Origin of the sequence: Pseudomonas sp. NY15463 (genome assembly GCF_048068415.1) — a bacterium.
Classification (GTDB): domain Bacteria; phylum Pseudomonadota; class Gammaproteobacteria; order Pseudomonadales; family Pseudomonadaceae; genus Aquipseudomonas; species Aquipseudomonas mosselii_C.
Genome location: NZ_JBLUQD010000002.1, coordinates 546545 through 561527, shown reverse-complemented (window position 1 = coordinate 561527; position 14983 = coordinate 546545). Strand labels below are relative to the sequence as shown.

The 14983-nt window shown below is 62.7% G+C and carries 18 protein-coding genes; all 18 read left to right on the top strand.

Annotation, left to right across the window (positions count from 1 at the left end):
• Positions 1 to 7: 7 nt before the first annotated feature.
• The 18 genes from trmJ (at position 8) to bamB (ending at position 14974) form a co-directional block, all read left to right on the top strand.
• Positions 8 to 763 (top strand): tRNA (cytosine(32)/uridine(32)-2'-O)-methyltransferase TrmJ, encoded by a 756-nt coding sequence (trmJ, locus tag ACNFIC_RS06775; protein WP_138218909.1) that lies wholly within the window; start codon positions 8 to 10, stop codon positions 761 to 763.
• Positions 764 to 766: 3 nt separating this feature from the next.
• Positions 767 to 1555 (top strand): serine O-acetyltransferase, encoded by a 789-nt coding sequence (gene cysE / locus ACNFIC_RS06770; protein WP_138218908.1) that lies wholly within the window; start codon positions 767 to 769, stop codon positions 1553 to 1555.
• Between the two features lie 168 nt (positions 1556 to 1723).
• The gene (gene iscR / locus ACNFIC_RS06765; protein ID WP_138218907.1) at positions 1724 to 2215 is read left to right on the top strand and encodes a Fe-S cluster assembly transcriptional regulator IscR; all 492 of its coding nucleotides are present in this window, start codon (positions 1724 to 1726) and stop codon (positions 2213 to 2215) included.
• 44 nt (positions 2216 to 2259) lie between these two features.
• Complete coding sequence (locus ACNFIC_RS06760) at positions 2260 to 3474, top strand: IscS subfamily cysteine desulfurase (protein ID WP_138218906.1); 1215 nt, start codon at positions 2260 to 2262, stop codon at positions 3472 to 3474.
• Between the two features lie 46 nt (positions 3475 to 3520).
• Positions 3521 to 3907 carry a Fe-S cluster assembly scaffold IscU gene (gene iscU / locus ACNFIC_RS06755; protein ID WP_003248539.1) on the top strand — a complete coding sequence of 129 codons (387 nt, stop codon included), beginning with the start codon at positions 3521 to 3523 and terminating at the stop codon, positions 3905 to 3907.
• A 24-nt stretch (positions 3908 to 3931) separates the two neighbouring features.
• The gene (gene iscA, locus ACNFIC_RS06750) at positions 3932 to 4255 is read left to right on the top strand and encodes an iron-sulfur cluster assembly protein IscA (protein WP_003248536.1); all 324 of its coding nucleotides are present in this window, start codon (positions 3932 to 3934) and stop codon (positions 4253 to 4255) included.
• 8 nt (positions 4256 to 4263) lie between these two features.
• Positions 4264 to 4785, top strand: a complete 522-nt coding sequence (gene hscB / locus ACNFIC_RS06745; RefSeq protein ID WP_416780464.1) for a co-chaperone HscB — start codon at positions 4264 to 4266, stop codon at positions 4783 to 4785.
• Between the two features lie 43 nt (positions 4786 to 4828).
• Positions 4829 to 6691 (top strand): Fe-S protein assembly chaperone HscA, encoded by a 1863-nt coding sequence (hscA, locus tag ACNFIC_RS06740; RefSeq protein WP_416780462.1) that lies wholly within the window; start codon positions 4829 to 4831, stop codon positions 6689 to 6691.
• A gap of 3 nt (positions 6692 to 6694) precedes the next feature.
• Positions 6695 to 7036, top strand: a complete 342-nt coding sequence (gene fdx / locus ACNFIC_RS06735) for an ISC system 2Fe-2S type ferredoxin (RefSeq protein WP_138218903.1) — start codon at positions 6695 to 6697, stop codon at positions 7034 to 7036.
• Positions 7037 to 7046: 10 nt separating this feature from the next.
• Entirely contained in the window at positions 7047 to 7247 is a 201-nt protein-coding gene (gene iscX / locus ACNFIC_RS06730) for a Fe-S cluster assembly protein IscX (RefSeq protein WP_138218902.1), read from the top strand.
• 88 nt (positions 7248 to 7335) lie between these two features.
• Complete coding sequence (ndk, locus tag ACNFIC_RS06725; RefSeq protein ID WP_138218901.1) at positions 7336 to 7767, top strand: nucleoside-diphosphate kinase; 432 nt, start codon at positions 7336 to 7338, stop codon at positions 7765 to 7767.
• A gap of 24 nt (positions 7768 to 7791) precedes the next feature.
• The gene (rlmN, locus tag ACNFIC_RS06720; protein WP_138218900.1) at positions 7792 to 8934 is read left to right on the top strand and encodes a 23S rRNA (adenine(2503)-C(2))-methyltransferase RlmN; all 1143 of its coding nucleotides are present in this window, start codon (positions 7792 to 7794) and stop codon (positions 8932 to 8934) included.
• A 14-nt stretch (positions 8935 to 8948) separates the two neighbouring features.
• Entirely contained in the window at positions 8949 to 9710 is a 762-nt protein-coding gene (gene pilW / locus ACNFIC_RS06715) for a type IV pilus biogenesis/stability protein PilW (RefSeq protein ID WP_138218899.1), read from the top strand.
• Positions 9707 to 10723 (top strand): RodZ domain-containing protein, encoded by a 1017-nt coding sequence (locus ACNFIC_RS06710; RefSeq protein WP_416780458.1) that lies wholly within the window; start codon positions 9707 to 9709, stop codon positions 10721 to 10723. Before pilW ends, ACNFIC_RS06710 begins: the two co-directional genes overlap by 4 nt.
• 3 nt (positions 10724 to 10726) lie before the next feature.
• The gene (gene ispG / locus ACNFIC_RS06705; protein ID WP_416780455.1) at positions 10727 to 11836 is read left to right on the top strand and encodes a flavodoxin-dependent (E)-4-hydroxy-3-methylbut-2-enyl-diphosphate synthase; all 1110 of its coding nucleotides are present in this window, start codon (positions 10727 to 10729) and stop codon (positions 11834 to 11836) included.
• 24 nt (positions 11837 to 11860) lie between these two features.
• Positions 11861 to 13150 (top strand): histidine--tRNA ligase, encoded by a 1290-nt coding sequence (hisS, locus tag ACNFIC_RS06700; RefSeq protein ID WP_138218896.1) that lies wholly within the window; start codon positions 11861 to 11863, stop codon positions 13148 to 13150.
• 38 nt (positions 13151 to 13188) lie between these two features.
• Positions 13189 to 13830 (top strand): tetratricopeptide repeat protein, encoded by a 642-nt coding sequence (locus ACNFIC_RS06695; protein ID WP_138218895.1) that lies wholly within the window; start codon positions 13189 to 13191, stop codon positions 13828 to 13830.
• A complete protein-coding gene (bamB, locus tag ACNFIC_RS06690) occupies positions 13805 to 14974 on the top strand; it encodes an outer membrane protein assembly factor BamB (RefSeq protein ID WP_138218894.1) in 1170 nt (389 codons plus the stop codon). The genes ACNFIC_RS06695 and bamB overlap by 26 nt, the downstream gene beginning before the upstream one ends.
• The last annotated feature ends 9 nt before the right edge of the window (positions 14975 to 14983 follow it).

Here is a 14983-nt window from a genome sequence, read left to right as displayed (position 1 = left end):
CAACACCTTGTTGCAGAATATTCGTGTTGTTCTGGTCAATACCAGCCACCCCGGTAACATCGGCGGCGCTGCACGTGCCATGAAAAACATGGGCCTGTCGCGCCTGGTGCTGGTCCAGCCACTGGATTTCCCTGCTGCGGACGCCCGCGCCCGAGCCTCGGGCGCCGACGATGTGCTCGACGCCGCCGTGGTGGTCGAAACCCTGGAGCAGGCGCTGGCCGGCTGTAGCCTGGCGATTGGCACCAGCGCCCGCGAGCGCAGCATCCCTTGGCCGCTGCTCGATCCGCGCGAGTGTGCGGGCAAGGCCGTCGAGCGTGCCGCTGGCGGTGAGGAAATCGCCCTGGTGTTCGGTCGCGAACACGCAGGCCTGACCAACGACGAGCTGCAGCGATGTCACTTTCACGTGCACATCCCCTCCAATCCCGACTTCAGCTCGCTGAATCTGGCTGCCGCAGTCCAGGTGCTCGCCTACGAGGTGCGCATGGCCTGGCTGGCAGTTCAGGGCGAGCCGTCGAAAGCCGTGAAGGACGACGCCTGCGAACTGGCGACCCTGGATGAGATGGAGCGATTCTACGACCACCTGGAGCAAACCCTGGTGGGTATCGGCTTCCTCGATCCTGAAAAGCCCAAGCACCTGATGGCGCGCCTGCGCCGGCTGTACGGGCGCAGTTCGGTAGAGCGTACGGAAATGAGTATTTTGCGCGGCATCCTCACCGAGACCCAGAAGGTCGCCCGGGGTGAGCCGCATAAGAAGAAGGACTGATCGATGTTCGAACGTCTGCGTGAAGATATCCAGAGTGTGTTCCACCGTGACCCGGCAGCGCGTAATGCCTTCGAGGTGTTGACCTGCTATCCGGGCATGCATGCCATCTGGCTGCACCGCCTGGGTAACGCCCTGTGGCGCCGCGACTTCAAGTGGTTGGCGCGGCTGGTGTCCAACTTCGGGCGCTGGATGACCGGGATCGAGATCCATCCGGGTGCGACCATCGGTCGGCGTTTCTTCATCGACCACGGCATGGGTATCGTGATTGGCGAAACCGCCGAGATCGGTGATGACGTGACGCTCTATCAGGGTGTCACGCTTGGTGGCACCAGTTGGAACAAGGGCAAGCGTCACCCGACCCTGGAAAACGGTGTGGTGGTCGGTGCTGGTGCCAAGGTGCTGGGTCCGTTCACCGTCGGCGCCGGGGCCAAGATCGGCTCCAATGCCGTGGTCACCAAGGCGGTACCGGCAGGCGCTACGGCGGTGGGTATTCCAGGGCGTATCATCGTCAAGCACGAAGATGACGCGGTGCAAGCCAAGCGCAAGGCAATGGCCGAGAAGATCGGCTTCGACGCCTATGGCGTCAGCGGTGACATGCCTGACCCGGTGGCGCGGGCCATTGGCCAGATGCTCGACCATTTGCAGGCAGTCGATGAACGCCTCGAAGGCATGTGTGGCGCGCTGACCCGCATGGGCAGTGACTACTGCGCCAAGGAGCTGCCCGCGCTACCCGCCGACGAGTTTGCCGAGGCCTGCGCCGAGGCCAAGCAGGGCGACACTCAGCCGCACTGATTGCGTCTTGCCGATACAAGGGGCGTGTGCTCGCGCCCCTTGTCTGCTACACTCGCGCCCGCCTTCCGCATGCTTACCCGACTAAAGCACTAGGTCTAATAGTTGACTTAAATGCTCGGGAATCGCATACTCGCACACATCCTGTAACTCCCGTGGTAACCATACGCCATGCGACTGACTACCAAAGGCCGATACGCCGTGACCGCCATGCTTGATCTGGCGTTGCACGCGCAGCATGGGCCGGTGTCTTTGGCCGATATTTCCGAGCGCCAGGGCATTTCCCTCTCTTATCTGGAGCAGCTGTTCGCCAAGCTGCGCCGCAGCAGCCTGGTTTCCAGCGTGCGCGGCCCGGGCGGCGGATACCAGCTGTCGCGCGGTATGGAAACCATCCAGGTGGCCCAGGTCATCGATGCAGTCAACGAATCGGTCGATGCCACCCGTTGCCAGGGCCTGGGGGATTGCCATGCCGGTGATACCTGCCTGACTCACCACCTGTGGTGCGATCTGAGCCAGCAGATCCATGAATTTCTCAGTGGCATCAGCCTGGCCGACCTCGTCGTGCGCCGTGAGGTGCAGGAAGTCGCCCAGCGCCAGGACCTGCGCCGCGTCGCGGGCCGTACCGCACAGCTGGACAAGATTGAGACGTCCGCCGTCGACTGAATTAGCCGCGATGAGCGACGCCACCGCCTGATAGGAGATACTCAATGAAGTTGCCGATCTACCTCGATTACTCCGCGACCACCCCGGTCGACCCGCGCGTTGCCCAAAAAATGGCCGACTGCCTGCTGGTCGACGGGAACTTCGGTAACCCGGCCTCGCGCTCCCACGTGTTCGGCTGGAAAGCTGAAGAAGCCGTGGAAAACGGTCGCCGTCAGGTTGCCGAGCTGATCAACGCCGACCCGCGCGAAATCGTCTGGACCAGCGGTGCCACCGAGTCCGATAACTTGGCCCTCAAAGGCGTGGCGCACTTCTATCAGACCAAGGGCAAGCACATCATCACCTCCAAGATCGAGCACAAGGCGGTCCTGGACACCGCTCGCCAGCTCGAGCGCGAAGGTTTCGAGGTCACCTACCTCGAGCCAGGCGAAGACGGCATCGTTACCCCAGCCATGGTCGAAGCCGTGCTGCGTGACGACACCATCCTGGTCTCGCTGATGCACGTGAACAACGAAGTCGGCTCGATCAACGACATTGCCGCGATTGGTGAACTGACCCGTTCGCGTGGTGTGTTGTTCCACGTCGATGCCGCCCAGTCGGCCGGCAAGGTCGAGATCGATCTGCAAAAGCTGAAAGTTGACCTGATGTCGTTCTCGGCTCACAAAGCCTACGGTCCTAAAGGTATCGGCGCGCTGTATGTCAGCCGCAAGCCCCGCGTGCGTCTGGAAGCCATTATCCATGGTGGCGGTCATGAGCGCGGCATGCGCTCGGGTACGCTGCCGACCCACCAGATCGTCGGCATGGGCGAAGCCTTCGCCATCGCCAAGCAGGAAATGGCTGCCGAGAACCTGCGTATCAAGGCCCTGAGCGAGCGCTTCTTCAAGCAGGTCTCCGACCTCGAAGAGCTGTACGTCAACGGCAGCCAGACTGCCCGCGTGCCGCACAACCTGAACCTGAGCTTCAACTACGTCGAAGGCGAGTCGCTGCTGATGTCGCTCAAGGACATCGCCGTTTCGTCCGGTTCGGCCTGCACCTCCGCTTCGCTCGAGCCGTCCTATGTCCTGCGTGCCCTTGGCCGCAACGACGAACTGGCGCACAGCTCGATTCGCTTCTCTTTCGGCCGCTTCACCAGCGAAGAAGAAGTCGACTATGCGGCGCAGAAAGTCTGCGAAGCCGTGAACAAGCTGCGTGAGCTGTCGCCCCTGTGGGACATGTACAAAGACGGCGTCGACATCTCCAAGATCGAGTGGGCCGCCCACTAAGCAGTCGCCGGCAAGAGCGGCTCCCTGATGAGGAAGGAATTGCACCATGGCATACAGTGAAAAGGTCATCGACCACTACGAAAACCCACGCAACGTCGGCAAGATGAATGCCGAGGACCCGGATGTGGGGACCGGCATGGTCGGCGCGCCGGCCTGCGGTGACGTGATGCGTCTGCAGATCAAGGTCAACGAGCAAGGCGTCATCGAAGACGCCAAGTTCAAGACTTACGGCTGTGGTTCGGCTATCGCCTCCAGCTCCCTGGCTACCGAGTGGATGAAGGGCAAGACCCTGGACGAAGCCGAAACCATCAAGAACACCCAGTTGGCCGAAGAGCTGGCACTTCCGCCGGTCAAGATCCACTGCTCGGTACTTGCCGAGGATGCCATCAAGGCAGCCGTACGCGATTACAAGCAGAAAAAAGGCTTGATCTAAGTCGCCGCGAGGTAAGGAGTTCCGATGGCTATCAGCATGACAGAAGCCGCCGCCAACCACATTCGCCGCTCCCTCGACGGGCGCGGCAAAGGTGAGGGCATTCGCCTGGGCGTGCGCACCACCGGCTGCTCGGGCCTGGCCTACGTGCTGGAATTCGTTGACGAGCTGGCCGACGAAGACCAAGTGTTCGAGAACCATGGCGTGAAGGTCATCATCGACCCCAAGAGCCTGGTGTATCTTGACGGCACCGAGCTGGACTTCGTCAAGGAAGGGTTGAACGAAGGCTTCAAGTTCAACAACCCCAACGTGCGCGGTGAGTGTGGCTGCGGCGAAAGCTTCAACGTCTGAGGCGGGCCGTGGGTACTCTCTGTCATTTCGCTCTGTTCGACCTGCAACCGGGCTTTAAGCTGGACCTGGAGCGGCTTGCCACGCGTTACCGCGAGCTGGCCCGCGAGGTCCATCCTGATCGCTTCGCCGACGCTTCCGAGCGTGAGCAGCGCGTTGCCCTGGAAAAGTCCGCGGCGCTCAACGATGCCTACCAGACCTTGCGCAGTGCACCGCGTCGTGCGCGTTACCTGCTGGCCATCGGTGGCCATGAGGTGCCTCAGGAAGTCACCGTTCACGACCCTGACTTCCTGTTGCAGCAGATGCAGTGGCGCGAAGAACTCGAAGACTTGCAGGACGAAGCCTACCTCGAGGGTGTCGCGGTGTTCAAAAAGCGCCTGAAGGCTGCCCAGGACACCCTTAACGAGGACTTCGCCGCCTGTTGGGATGTAGCTGCCCAGCGCGACCAGGCCGAGCGCCTGATGCGCCGTATGCAGTTCCTCGACAAGCTCGCCCAAGAAGTGCGCCAACTCGAAGAGCGCCTCGACGATTAACCCCGGCGTCGCCCGTGACGACGCCTAAGGTACCCCGACAAGCATGGCCCTACTGCAGATCGCCGAACCCGGTCAGAGCCCCCAGCCGCACCAGCGCCGCCTGGCGGTGGGTATCGACCTGGGCACCACCAACTCTCTTGTCGCCGCCGTACGCAGTGGGCGCAGCGAACCGCTGCCCGATGCGCAGGGCAGCGTCATCCTGCCGTCCGCAGTACGTTACCTGGAAGCAGGTATCGAGGTCGGCCAGGCTGCACGCGAAGCGGCTCCAAGCGACCCTTTTAACACCATCATGTCGGTCAAGCGCCTGATGGGGCGCGGCCTGGCAGACGTCAAGCAACTGGGTGAGCAACTGCCTTATCGCTTCGTCGGCGGCGAGTCGCACATGCCGTTCATCGACACGGTGCAGGGCGTCAAGAGCCCGGTGGAGGTGTCTGCCGACATCCTCAAGGTGCTGCGCCAGCGCGCCGAGCAAACGCTCGGTGGTGAACTGGTCGGTGCCGTGATTACCGTGCCGGCCTACTTCGACGATGCCCAGCGCCAAGCCACCAAGGACGCTGCGCGTCTGGCCGGCCTGAATGTGCTGCGTTTGCTCAACGAACCGACCGCCGCTGCCGTTGCCTATGGCCTGGACCAGAACGCCGAAGGCGTGGTGGCGATCTTCGATCTGGGCGGTGGCACCTTCGACATTTCCATCCTGCGCCTGACCGCTGGCGTGTTCGAAGTGCTGGCCACTGGTGGCGATACCGCCCTGGGTGGTGATGACTTCGACCACGCCATCGCCGGCTGGATCATCGAGCAGGCGGGGCTTAGCGCCGACCTTGACCCGGCCACCCAGCGCCTGCTATTGCAGACGGCCTGCGCCGCCAAGGAAGCCCTGACCGACGCCGATGCCGTCAGTGTCAGCCACGGCGCCTGGCAGGGCGAACTCAGCCGCGCTGCGTTCGAAAGCATGATCGAGCCACTGATCGCCCGCAGCCTCAAGGCTTGCCGCCGCGCCGTGCGCGACAGCGGTATCGAGCTTGAAGACGTTGGCGCAGTGGTCATGGTTGGCGGTTCGACCCGTGTACCCCGTGTGCGCGAAGCCGTGGGTACGCTGTTTGGCCGCACACCGTTGACCTCCATCGACCCGGATCAGGTGGTCGCCATTGGCGCCGCTGTCCAGGCCGATACCCTGGCCGGCAACCGTCGCGAGGGTGGCGAACTGCTGCTGCTCGATGTCATCCCGCTGTCGCTGGGTCTTGAGACCATGGGCGGGCTGATGGAAAAAGTGATTCCGCGCAACACCACCATTCCGGTGGCCCGTGCCCAGGAGTTCACGACGTACAAAGACGGCCAGTCGGCCATGATGATCCACGTGCTGCAAGGTGAGCGCGAGCTGATCAGTGACTGCCGCTCGTTGGCGCGCTTCGAGCTGCGTGGCATTCCGGCCATGGTTGCCGGTGCTGCGAAAATCCGCGTTACCTTCCAGGTGGATGCCGATGGCCTGCTCAGCGTTGCCGCGCGTGAACTGGGGTCTGGCGTCGAGTCGAGCATCCAGGTCAAGCCCTCGTATGGCCTGACTGACGGCGAGATCGCGCGCATGCTCAAGGACTCGTTCGAGCACGCAGGCTCCGACAAACACGCGCGTCAGCTGCGTGAGCACCAAGTCGACGCCGAGCGCCTGCTCGAAGCGGTACAAGGTGCCCTGGATGCCGACGGCGAGCGTCTGCTCAGCAGTGACGAGCGCGACGCCATCGCCTTCCAGATGCAGGAACTACGTGATTTGCTGGCCGGCACCGATGGCGCTGCCATCGAGCAACAGACCAAGCGTCTGTCGCAGGTGACCGATGCTTTTGCCGCCCGTCGCCTTGATTCGACGGTCAAAGCCGCACTGGCCGGGCGCAACCTGAATGAGATCGAGGAGTAATCGATGCCGCTGGTGACATTCCTGCCGCATGAGAAGTTCTGCCCCGAAGGGCTGAGCGTGGAAGTACCGACCGGGACCAACATCCTGGAGCTGGCCCACGACCATCACATCGAGATGGAAAGCGCCTGCGGCGGCGTCAAGGCCTGCACCACCTGCCATTGCATCGTGCGCAAGGGCTTCGACTCGCTGGATGAGGCTGACGAGCTCGAAGAAGACATGCTGGACAAGGCCTGGGGCCTGGAAGCGCAGTCACGCCTGGGCTGTCAGGTGGTGGTGGGCGATCAAGACCTGACCATCGAGATCCCCAAGTATTCGCTCAACCACGCCGCCGAAGCGCCGCACTGAGGAGGCCTGCATGAGTCTGAAATGGATTGATGTACTTGAGATCGCCATCGAGCTTGCAGAAAGCAAGCCTGAGGTCGATCCTCGTTACGTGAATTTCGTCGATCTGCACCGTTGGGTGCTGGCACTGCCTGCGTTCAGCGACGATCCGTCGCGCGGCGGCGAGAAAGTGCTCGAAGCCATCCAGGCGGCCTGGATCGAAGAAGCCGACTGAGCGCACGCTGCAGGTTAGGCAATCCCCTGGAACCCGCGTATAATTCGCGGGTTTAATTTTTCGCAATACTCATTTTCTGGAGTTTTCCATGGCTGTTCAACGTACTTTCTCCATCATCAAGCCTGACGCTGTTGCCAAGAACGTCATCGGCGAGATCACCACTCGCTTCGAGAAAGCCGGCCTGCGCGTCGTTGCCTCGAAAATGAAGCAACTGTCCAAAGCCGAAGCCGAAGGCTTCTACGCCGAGCACAGCGCTCGCGGCTTCTTCGCTGACCTGGTTGCCTTCATGACTTCCGGTCCGGTCGTTGTTCAGGTACTGGAAGGCGAGAACGCTGTTCTGGCTAACCGCGAGCTGATGGGTGCTACCAACCCGAAAGAAGCCGCTGCCGGCACCATCCGTGCTGACTTCGCCGTTTCCATCGACGAGAACGCCGTTCACGGTTCCGACTCGGAAGCTTCGGCTGCCCGCGAAATCGCTTACTTCTTCTCCGCTACCGAGCTGTGCGACCGCATTCGCTAAGCGAAGCAGGTCTTGGGTGATTCCATGAGTGACATGACTGGCAAGATCAACCTGTTGGGCCTGCCCCTCCAGGAAATGGAAAAATTCTTCGAGTCCATCGGAGAGAAGCGTTTTCGTGCCGGTCAGGTCATGAAATGGATTCACCACTATGGCGTCGACGATTTCGCCGCCATGACCAATGTCGGCAAGGCCTTGCGCGAAAAGCTCGAGGCCGTTGCCGAGATTCGGGGGCCGGAAGTGGTCAGCGAAGACATTTCCGCCGACGGTACCCGTAAATGGGTGATCCGCGTTGCCTCCGGCAGCTGCGTCGAGACCGTCTACATTCCCACCGACGATCGCGGTACCCTGTGCGTGTCGTCGCAAGCCGGTTGTGCCCTGGACTGCAGCTTCTGCTCCACCGGCAAGCAAGGCTTCAACAGCAACCTCACCGCCGCCGAAGTGATCGGTCAGGTGTGGCTTGCGAACAAATCCTTCGGGACCGTCCCGGCCAAGATCGACCGCGCCATCACCAACGTGGTCATGATGGGTATGGGCGAGCCCCTGCTGAATTTTGACAATGTCATCGCCGCCATGAAGATCATGATGGAAGATCTGGGCTATGGCATTTCCAAGCGCCGCGTCACCCTGTCCACTTCGGGCGTGGTGCCGATGATCGACGAGTTGGCCAAGCACATCGACGTGTCGCTGGCCCTGTCGCTGCATGCGCCCAACGATGAGTTGCGCAACAAGCTGGTGCCGCTGAACAAGAAGTACCCGCTCAAGGTGCTGCTGGATTCCTGCATGGGCTACATGTCCACGCTGGGCGGCAAGCGCGTGCTGACCGTCGAGTACACGTTGCTCAAGGACGTCAACGACCAGCCCGAACACGCGGCGCAGATGATCGAACTGCTGCGTGACGTGCCGTGCAAGATCAACCTGATTCCTTTCAACCCGTTCCCGCATTCGGGCTACGAGCGGCCGAGCAACAATGCCATCCGCCGCTTCCAGGACCTGCTGCACCACGGCGGTTTCAACGTCACCACCCGCACCACCCGCGGTGACGACATCGACGCCGCCTGTGGTCAGTTGGTCGGGCAGGTCAACGACCGTACCCGTCGCAGCGAGCGCTACATCGCCGTGCGTCAGCTTGCCGCCGACGAGCCGCAAGACAGCGCCGCGCGCCTCTGACGAGCAGGCCATCCATGACCCTGCGCGCTGCGCTGTCGATCCTCACGCTTGCGCTGCTGGCCGGCTGCGTGTCGGGTGGCGCCAGCGATCCACTGGCCACGCGTCAGGGCCGCGAGCAGGCGAGCCGGGCGTATGTGCAGCTTGGGCTGGGTTATCTGCAACAAGGACTGACCGCGCAGGCTAAGGCTCCGCTGGCCAAGGCATTGGCGCTCGACAGTCGCGATGCCGACGCGCATGCCGCCTTGGCGTTGGTGTTTCAGGCCGAGGGTGAGCCGCAACTGGCCATGCAGCATTTCGAAAAAGCCCTGGCCATACGTTCGAGTGACACGCGAATCCGCAACAACTACGGCAGTTTCCTATATGCTCAGGGGCGGTTCGCCGAGGCCCAGGCAATGTTTCGCCTGGCCGCCGCCGATACCTTGTATCCTGAACGCTCCCGGGTGTATCAGAACCTCGGCCTGACGGCACGCAAGCTGGGTGAGGGCGAGCAGGCCCGCGAGTATCTGGAAAAAGCCCTCCGGCTCGATCAGCGGCAACCGAAAGCGTTGCTTGAAATGGCTGAGTTGTCCTACGAAAACAGGCATTATGTGCCGGCCTGGGACTACTACGATCGTTTCAGCCAACTGAGCGACCAGAGCGCCCGCAGCCTGCTGCTAGGCAGCCGCCTGGCCATTGCCCTTGACGATCAGGGCAGTGCGGCCCGGATGGGCCAGCAATTACAACGACTTTATCCCGGTACGCCGGAATATCAGCAATACCTGTCGGAGCAACGATGAAAGCCGCTCACACCGAAGTAGCAGCAGCGCCTCGCCACAATCCCGGGGATGTCTTGCGCCAGGCCCGCGAGCAGCGGGAATGGAGCCAGGCTGAGGTCGCAAAAAAGCTCAACCTTACGGTTTCTTCGCTGAACAACCTTGAAACTGGCGCTTTCGACAAGCTGCCCGGGCATACCTTCGCCCGTGGTTACATCCGTGCCTACGCCAAACTGATGGACATGGATCAAGCACCCTTGGTGGCTGCGTTCGACCAGATCACCGGTACCCACGCCCAAGGCAGTGATGTGCACTCGCTGGGTCGCATCGAAGAACCGGTGCGCCTCTCGCATAACATCCTGCGGGTGGTTAGCCTGGTGTTGCTGGTAGCGGTTATCGGAGGCGGTTTCGTCTGGTGGCAGGACCAAGGTAGCTTGCGTGGCAAGGACCTGGCCAAGATCGCGCTGGAGCACGTCGAGGTCGAGAGTGCCGACGGCACCACCCAGATTCACCCGCTGGACGAGCCGGAAGACCAGGCCGTCAGTGAAGCGCAGCAGCCAGAAGGCCAGGTATTGCCGCTGGAGCCGGTCAATGGCAGCGAAGCGCCAGCCGCCAGCGAAGAGACGCCGATAGCTGTCGCTCCGGCCGCGAGCGCTGCGGCACCGGCGGTGGCCAGCACGCCTGCTGCTACGCCAGCACCTGCCGCTCCGGCGGCCCCTGCGGCACTCACTGCCAACGTCGCCCCGGTTGCGCCGGTTGCCAGCGTTCCAGCCGCACCCGCCGTTGCACCTGCCGGCAGCGCCAAGGTACACATCCAGTTCACCGCCGATTGCTGGACCCAGGTCACCGATGGCAACGGCAAGGTGCTGTTCAGCGCCATCAAGCGCAAGGGCGACAGCCTCGATCTGACCGGCCAGCCACCGTTCGCGGTTCGCCTTGGGTTCGCCCGCGGCGCCCAGGTGAGCTACAACGGCCAGGCAGTCGATGTGGCCCCGTTCACCAGTGGCGAGACCGCTCGCCTGAAGTTGGGACAGTAAGTCATGCACGGCGAATCTCCGATCAAACGTCGCGAATCCCGCAAAATCTGGGTCGGCAATGTGCCGGTGGGCGGCGATGCGCCCATCGCGGTGCAGAGCATGACCAACACCGACACCAACGATGTGGCCGCCACCGTGGGTCAGATCCAGCGCCTGGTCGATGCAGGGGTGGACATCGTTCGCGTCTCGGTCCCGGACATGGACGCCGCCGAGGCCTTCGGCAAGATCAAGCAGCAGGTCAGCGTGCCGTTGGTCGCCGACATCCACTTCGACTACAAGATCGCGTTGCGCGTGGCTGAGCTGGGCGTCGACTGCCTGCGCATCAACCCGGGCAACATCGGTCGCGAAGACCGCGTGCGTGCGGTGGTCGACGCCGCCCGTGACCGTGGCATCCCGATCCGTATCGGTGTCAATGCAGGCTCTTTGGAAAAAGACCTGCAGAAGAAGTACGGCGAGCCGACCCCGGCAGCCCTGGTCGAGTCTGCGCTGCGCCATGTCGAGCACCTCGACCGCCTGGATTTCCAGGATTTCAAGGTCAGCGTCAAGGCATCCGATGTGTTCATGGCCGTCGAAGCCTACCGCCAGTTGGCCCGGCAGATCGTGCAGCCGCTGCACCTGGGCATCACCGAAGCCGGTGGCCTGCGTTCGGGAACGGTGAAATCCGCAGTCGGCATCGGTATGCTGCTGGCCGAAGGCATCGGCGACACCATCCGTATTTCGCTGGCGGCCGATCCTGTCGAAGAAGTGAAGGTCGGCTACGACATCCTCAAGTCGCTGCACCTGCGTTCGCGTGGCATCAACTTCATCGCCTGCCCGAGCTGCTCGCGGCAGAACTTCGATGTGGTCAAGACCATGAACGAGCTGGAAGGGCGCCTGGAAGACCTGCTGGTGCCGCTGGACGTGGCGGTGATCGGTTGCGTGGTCAACGGACCGGGCGAAGCCAAGGAGTCCCATGTAGGGCTCACCGGTGGTACGCCGAACCTGGTGTACATCGATGGTAAGCCATCGCAGAAGCTGAACAACGAGAACCTGGTCGACGAGCTGGAAAAGCTCATTCGCCAGAAAGCGGCCGAGAAGGTCGAGGCCGACGCGGCGCTGATCGCCCGCGGCTGATACACAGATTCGTAAGGACTTTTCGTGAGCAAATCGCTGCAAGCCATTCGTGGCATGAACGACATCCTGCCCGAGCAGTCGCCGCTGTGGCGCTACTTCGAAGGCACCGTGGCCGGCCTGCTGGACAGCTACGGCTACAGCCAGATCCGTACGCCGATCGTCGAGTTCACCGAGCTGTTCAAGCGCTCTATCGGTGAAGTCACCGATATCGTCGAAAAAGAGATGTACACCTTCGAGGATCGCAACGGCGATTCACTCACCCTGCGTCCCGAAGGCACCGCCGCGTGCGTGCGTGCCGTGCTCGAACACGGGATCACCGGCAACGGCCAGGTGCAGAAACTCTGGTATGTGGGGCAGATGTTCCGCCACGAGCGCCCGCAGAAAGGCCGCTACCGCCAGTTCCACCAGATCGGCGTCGAGGTGTTCAACCTCGACGGCCCAGATGTGGATGCCGAGCTGATCATGCTCACCTGGCGCCTGTGGGGCCTGCTGGGGATCCAGGACGCCGTGCAGTTGCAGCTCAACAGCCTGGGCACCAGTGAAGCCCGCGCCCGCTACCGTGACGCGCTGGTCGACTACCTGTCGGCGCGCCTGGAGCAACTGGACGAAGACAGCCAGCGACGCCTCAAGAGCAACCCGCTGCGCATCCTCGACAGCAAGGACCAGAACACCCAAGCCGTGCTGGTCGACGCGCCCAAGCTCGAAGACTACCTCGATGAAGAATCCCGCGTGCACTTCGAAGGCCTCAAGGCCCGTCTCGATACCGCGGGCATTCCGTTCGTGATCAACACCAAGCTGGTACGTGGCCTGGACTACTACAGCAAGACCGTGTTCGAGTGGGTCACCGACAAGCTCGGTGCCCAGGGCACCGTCTGCGCCGGTGGCCGCTACGACGGCCTGGTCGAGCAGATGGGCGGCAAGCCGACCCCTGGCGTTGGTTTCGCCATGGGTATCGAGCGTCTGATCCTGCTGCTGGAAACCCTCGACAAGGTGCCCGCATCCATCAGCCGGACCATCGATGTGTACCTCTGTGCGTTCGGTGATGCCGCTGAACTGGCTGGCCTGCGCCTGAGCGAAAGCCTGCGCGACCGCCTGCCGGGCCTGCGCCTGGCGGTGAACGCCGGTGGTGGTAGCTTCAAGAGCCAGTTCAAGAAAGCCGACAAGAGCGGCGCGCTGTTCGCCCTGATCCTGGGCGACGACGAACTTGCCCAGCAGACGATTGGCGTCAAGCCCCTGCGTGGCCAGGGCGAACAACAGAACATTGCCTGGGATGCTCTGGCAGAGCACCTGGAAACCGCGATCGCCCAGGCGTAACGCGGTTCAACAACGAATAGGCGAAAAGGAGTATTGGGGTGTCGAGTACCGATGATGATGATCTGGCAGGCGTCAAGGACTGGTGGAACCGCAACGGCAAGCCGCTGCTGACCGGTGCACTGCTGGCCGGCGTGGTGGTGATGGGCTGGCAGACCTGGCACAAGTACCAGGCTAACCAGTCGCAAGGCGCCTCGGCGCTGTACCAGGCCCTGTTGGAAACCTCGCTGACCCCGAGCGGCCAGCCCGACACGGCCAAGGTTGCCGAGCTGTCCGGCAAGCTCAAGAGCGAGTTCGCCGGTACCGCCTACGCCCAGTACGGCAGCCTGTTCGTAGCCAAGGTCGCGGTGGACAGCGGCAAGCTGGACGACGCTGCCAGCGAGTTGAAAAGCGTGCTGGACAAGCCAGCCGACGCCACCCTGGGCGAGATTTCGCGTCAGCGCCTGGCGCGTGTTCTGGCCGCACAGGACAAAGCCGAAGAGGCCCTCAAGCTGCTCGACGGCGACACCGACAAGGCGTTCCAGGCCAGCCGCGAGGAGCTCAAGGGCGACCTGCTGGTTCAGCTGGGGCGCGCCGATGACGCCCATAGCGCCTACGAAAAAGCCAAGGCCGCGCTGTCTGACGACGCCGCGATCGGTGGCCTGCAACTGAAGCTGGATGACCTGGCCAAAGGGGACGCCTGAAGTGAAGGGTTGGAAACAAGCAGCAGTGCTCACCCTCGCCGTGTTGGCCGCGGGTTGCAGCAGCAACAGCAAGAAGGAACTGCCACCGGCCGAACTGACCAAGTTCACCGAGGAAGTGGTGCTGAAGAAGCAGTGGAGCCGTTCGATCGGTGACGGCCAGGGCGAGACCTACAACACCCTGGTACCGGCTATCGAGAACGACCGCATCTACGCTGCCGATGTCAACGGCAAGGTCTTCGCCCTCGACCGCAACAACGGTGACGTGGTCTGGAAAAAAGACCTCGAGTTGCCTGTTTCCGGCGCCGTCGGCGTGGGTTACGGCCTGCTGATGCTGGGCACCCTCAAGGGTGAAGTCGTGGCCCTGGACTCCAGCACCGGTGAAGAGCGTTGGCGTGCGCGCGTGACCAGCGAAGTGCTGGCCCCGCCTGCCAACAACGGCGACGTGGTGGTGGTACAGACCCAGGACGACCGTCTGATCGGTCTCGACGCCGCCACTGGCGAGCGCCGCTGGATCTACGAAAACACCCCGGCGGTGCTCACCCTGCGTGGCACCGGTGCGCCGATCGTCACTAACCGTTTGGCCGTCGCTGGCCTGTCCACCGGCAAGGTGGTGGCGGTAGACATCAGCAACGGCGTGCCCGTTTGGGAGAGCCGCGTGGCTATTCCGCAGGGCCGTTCCGAGCTGGATCGTGTGGTGGACATTGACGGCGGCTTGCTGCTATCCGGTGGCACGCTCTATGTTGGCACCTACCAGGGCCGTGTGGCTGGCCTGGACCTGGAAAGCGGCCGTGTGCTGTGGCAGCGTGATGCGTCCAGCTACGTTGGCGTGGCCCAGGGCTTCGGCAACGTCTACGTGAGCGAGGCATCGGGCACCGTCGAAGGTATCGACGAGCGTTCCTCCAGCGCGCTGTGGAGCAACGACAGCATGGCCCGTCGCCAACTGTCGGCGCCTGAGGTGTTCTCCAGCTATGTGGCGGTCGGTGACTTCGAAGGTTACCTGCACCTGCTCAGCCAGGTCGATGGTCGCTTCGTCGGCCGTGAGCGTATCGACAGCGATGGTCTGCGCGCCCGCCCTCTGGTGGTCGGCGACACCATCTATGTCTTTGGCAACAGCGGCAAGCTTGAGGCATTGACCATCCGCTGAAGCTAAGCT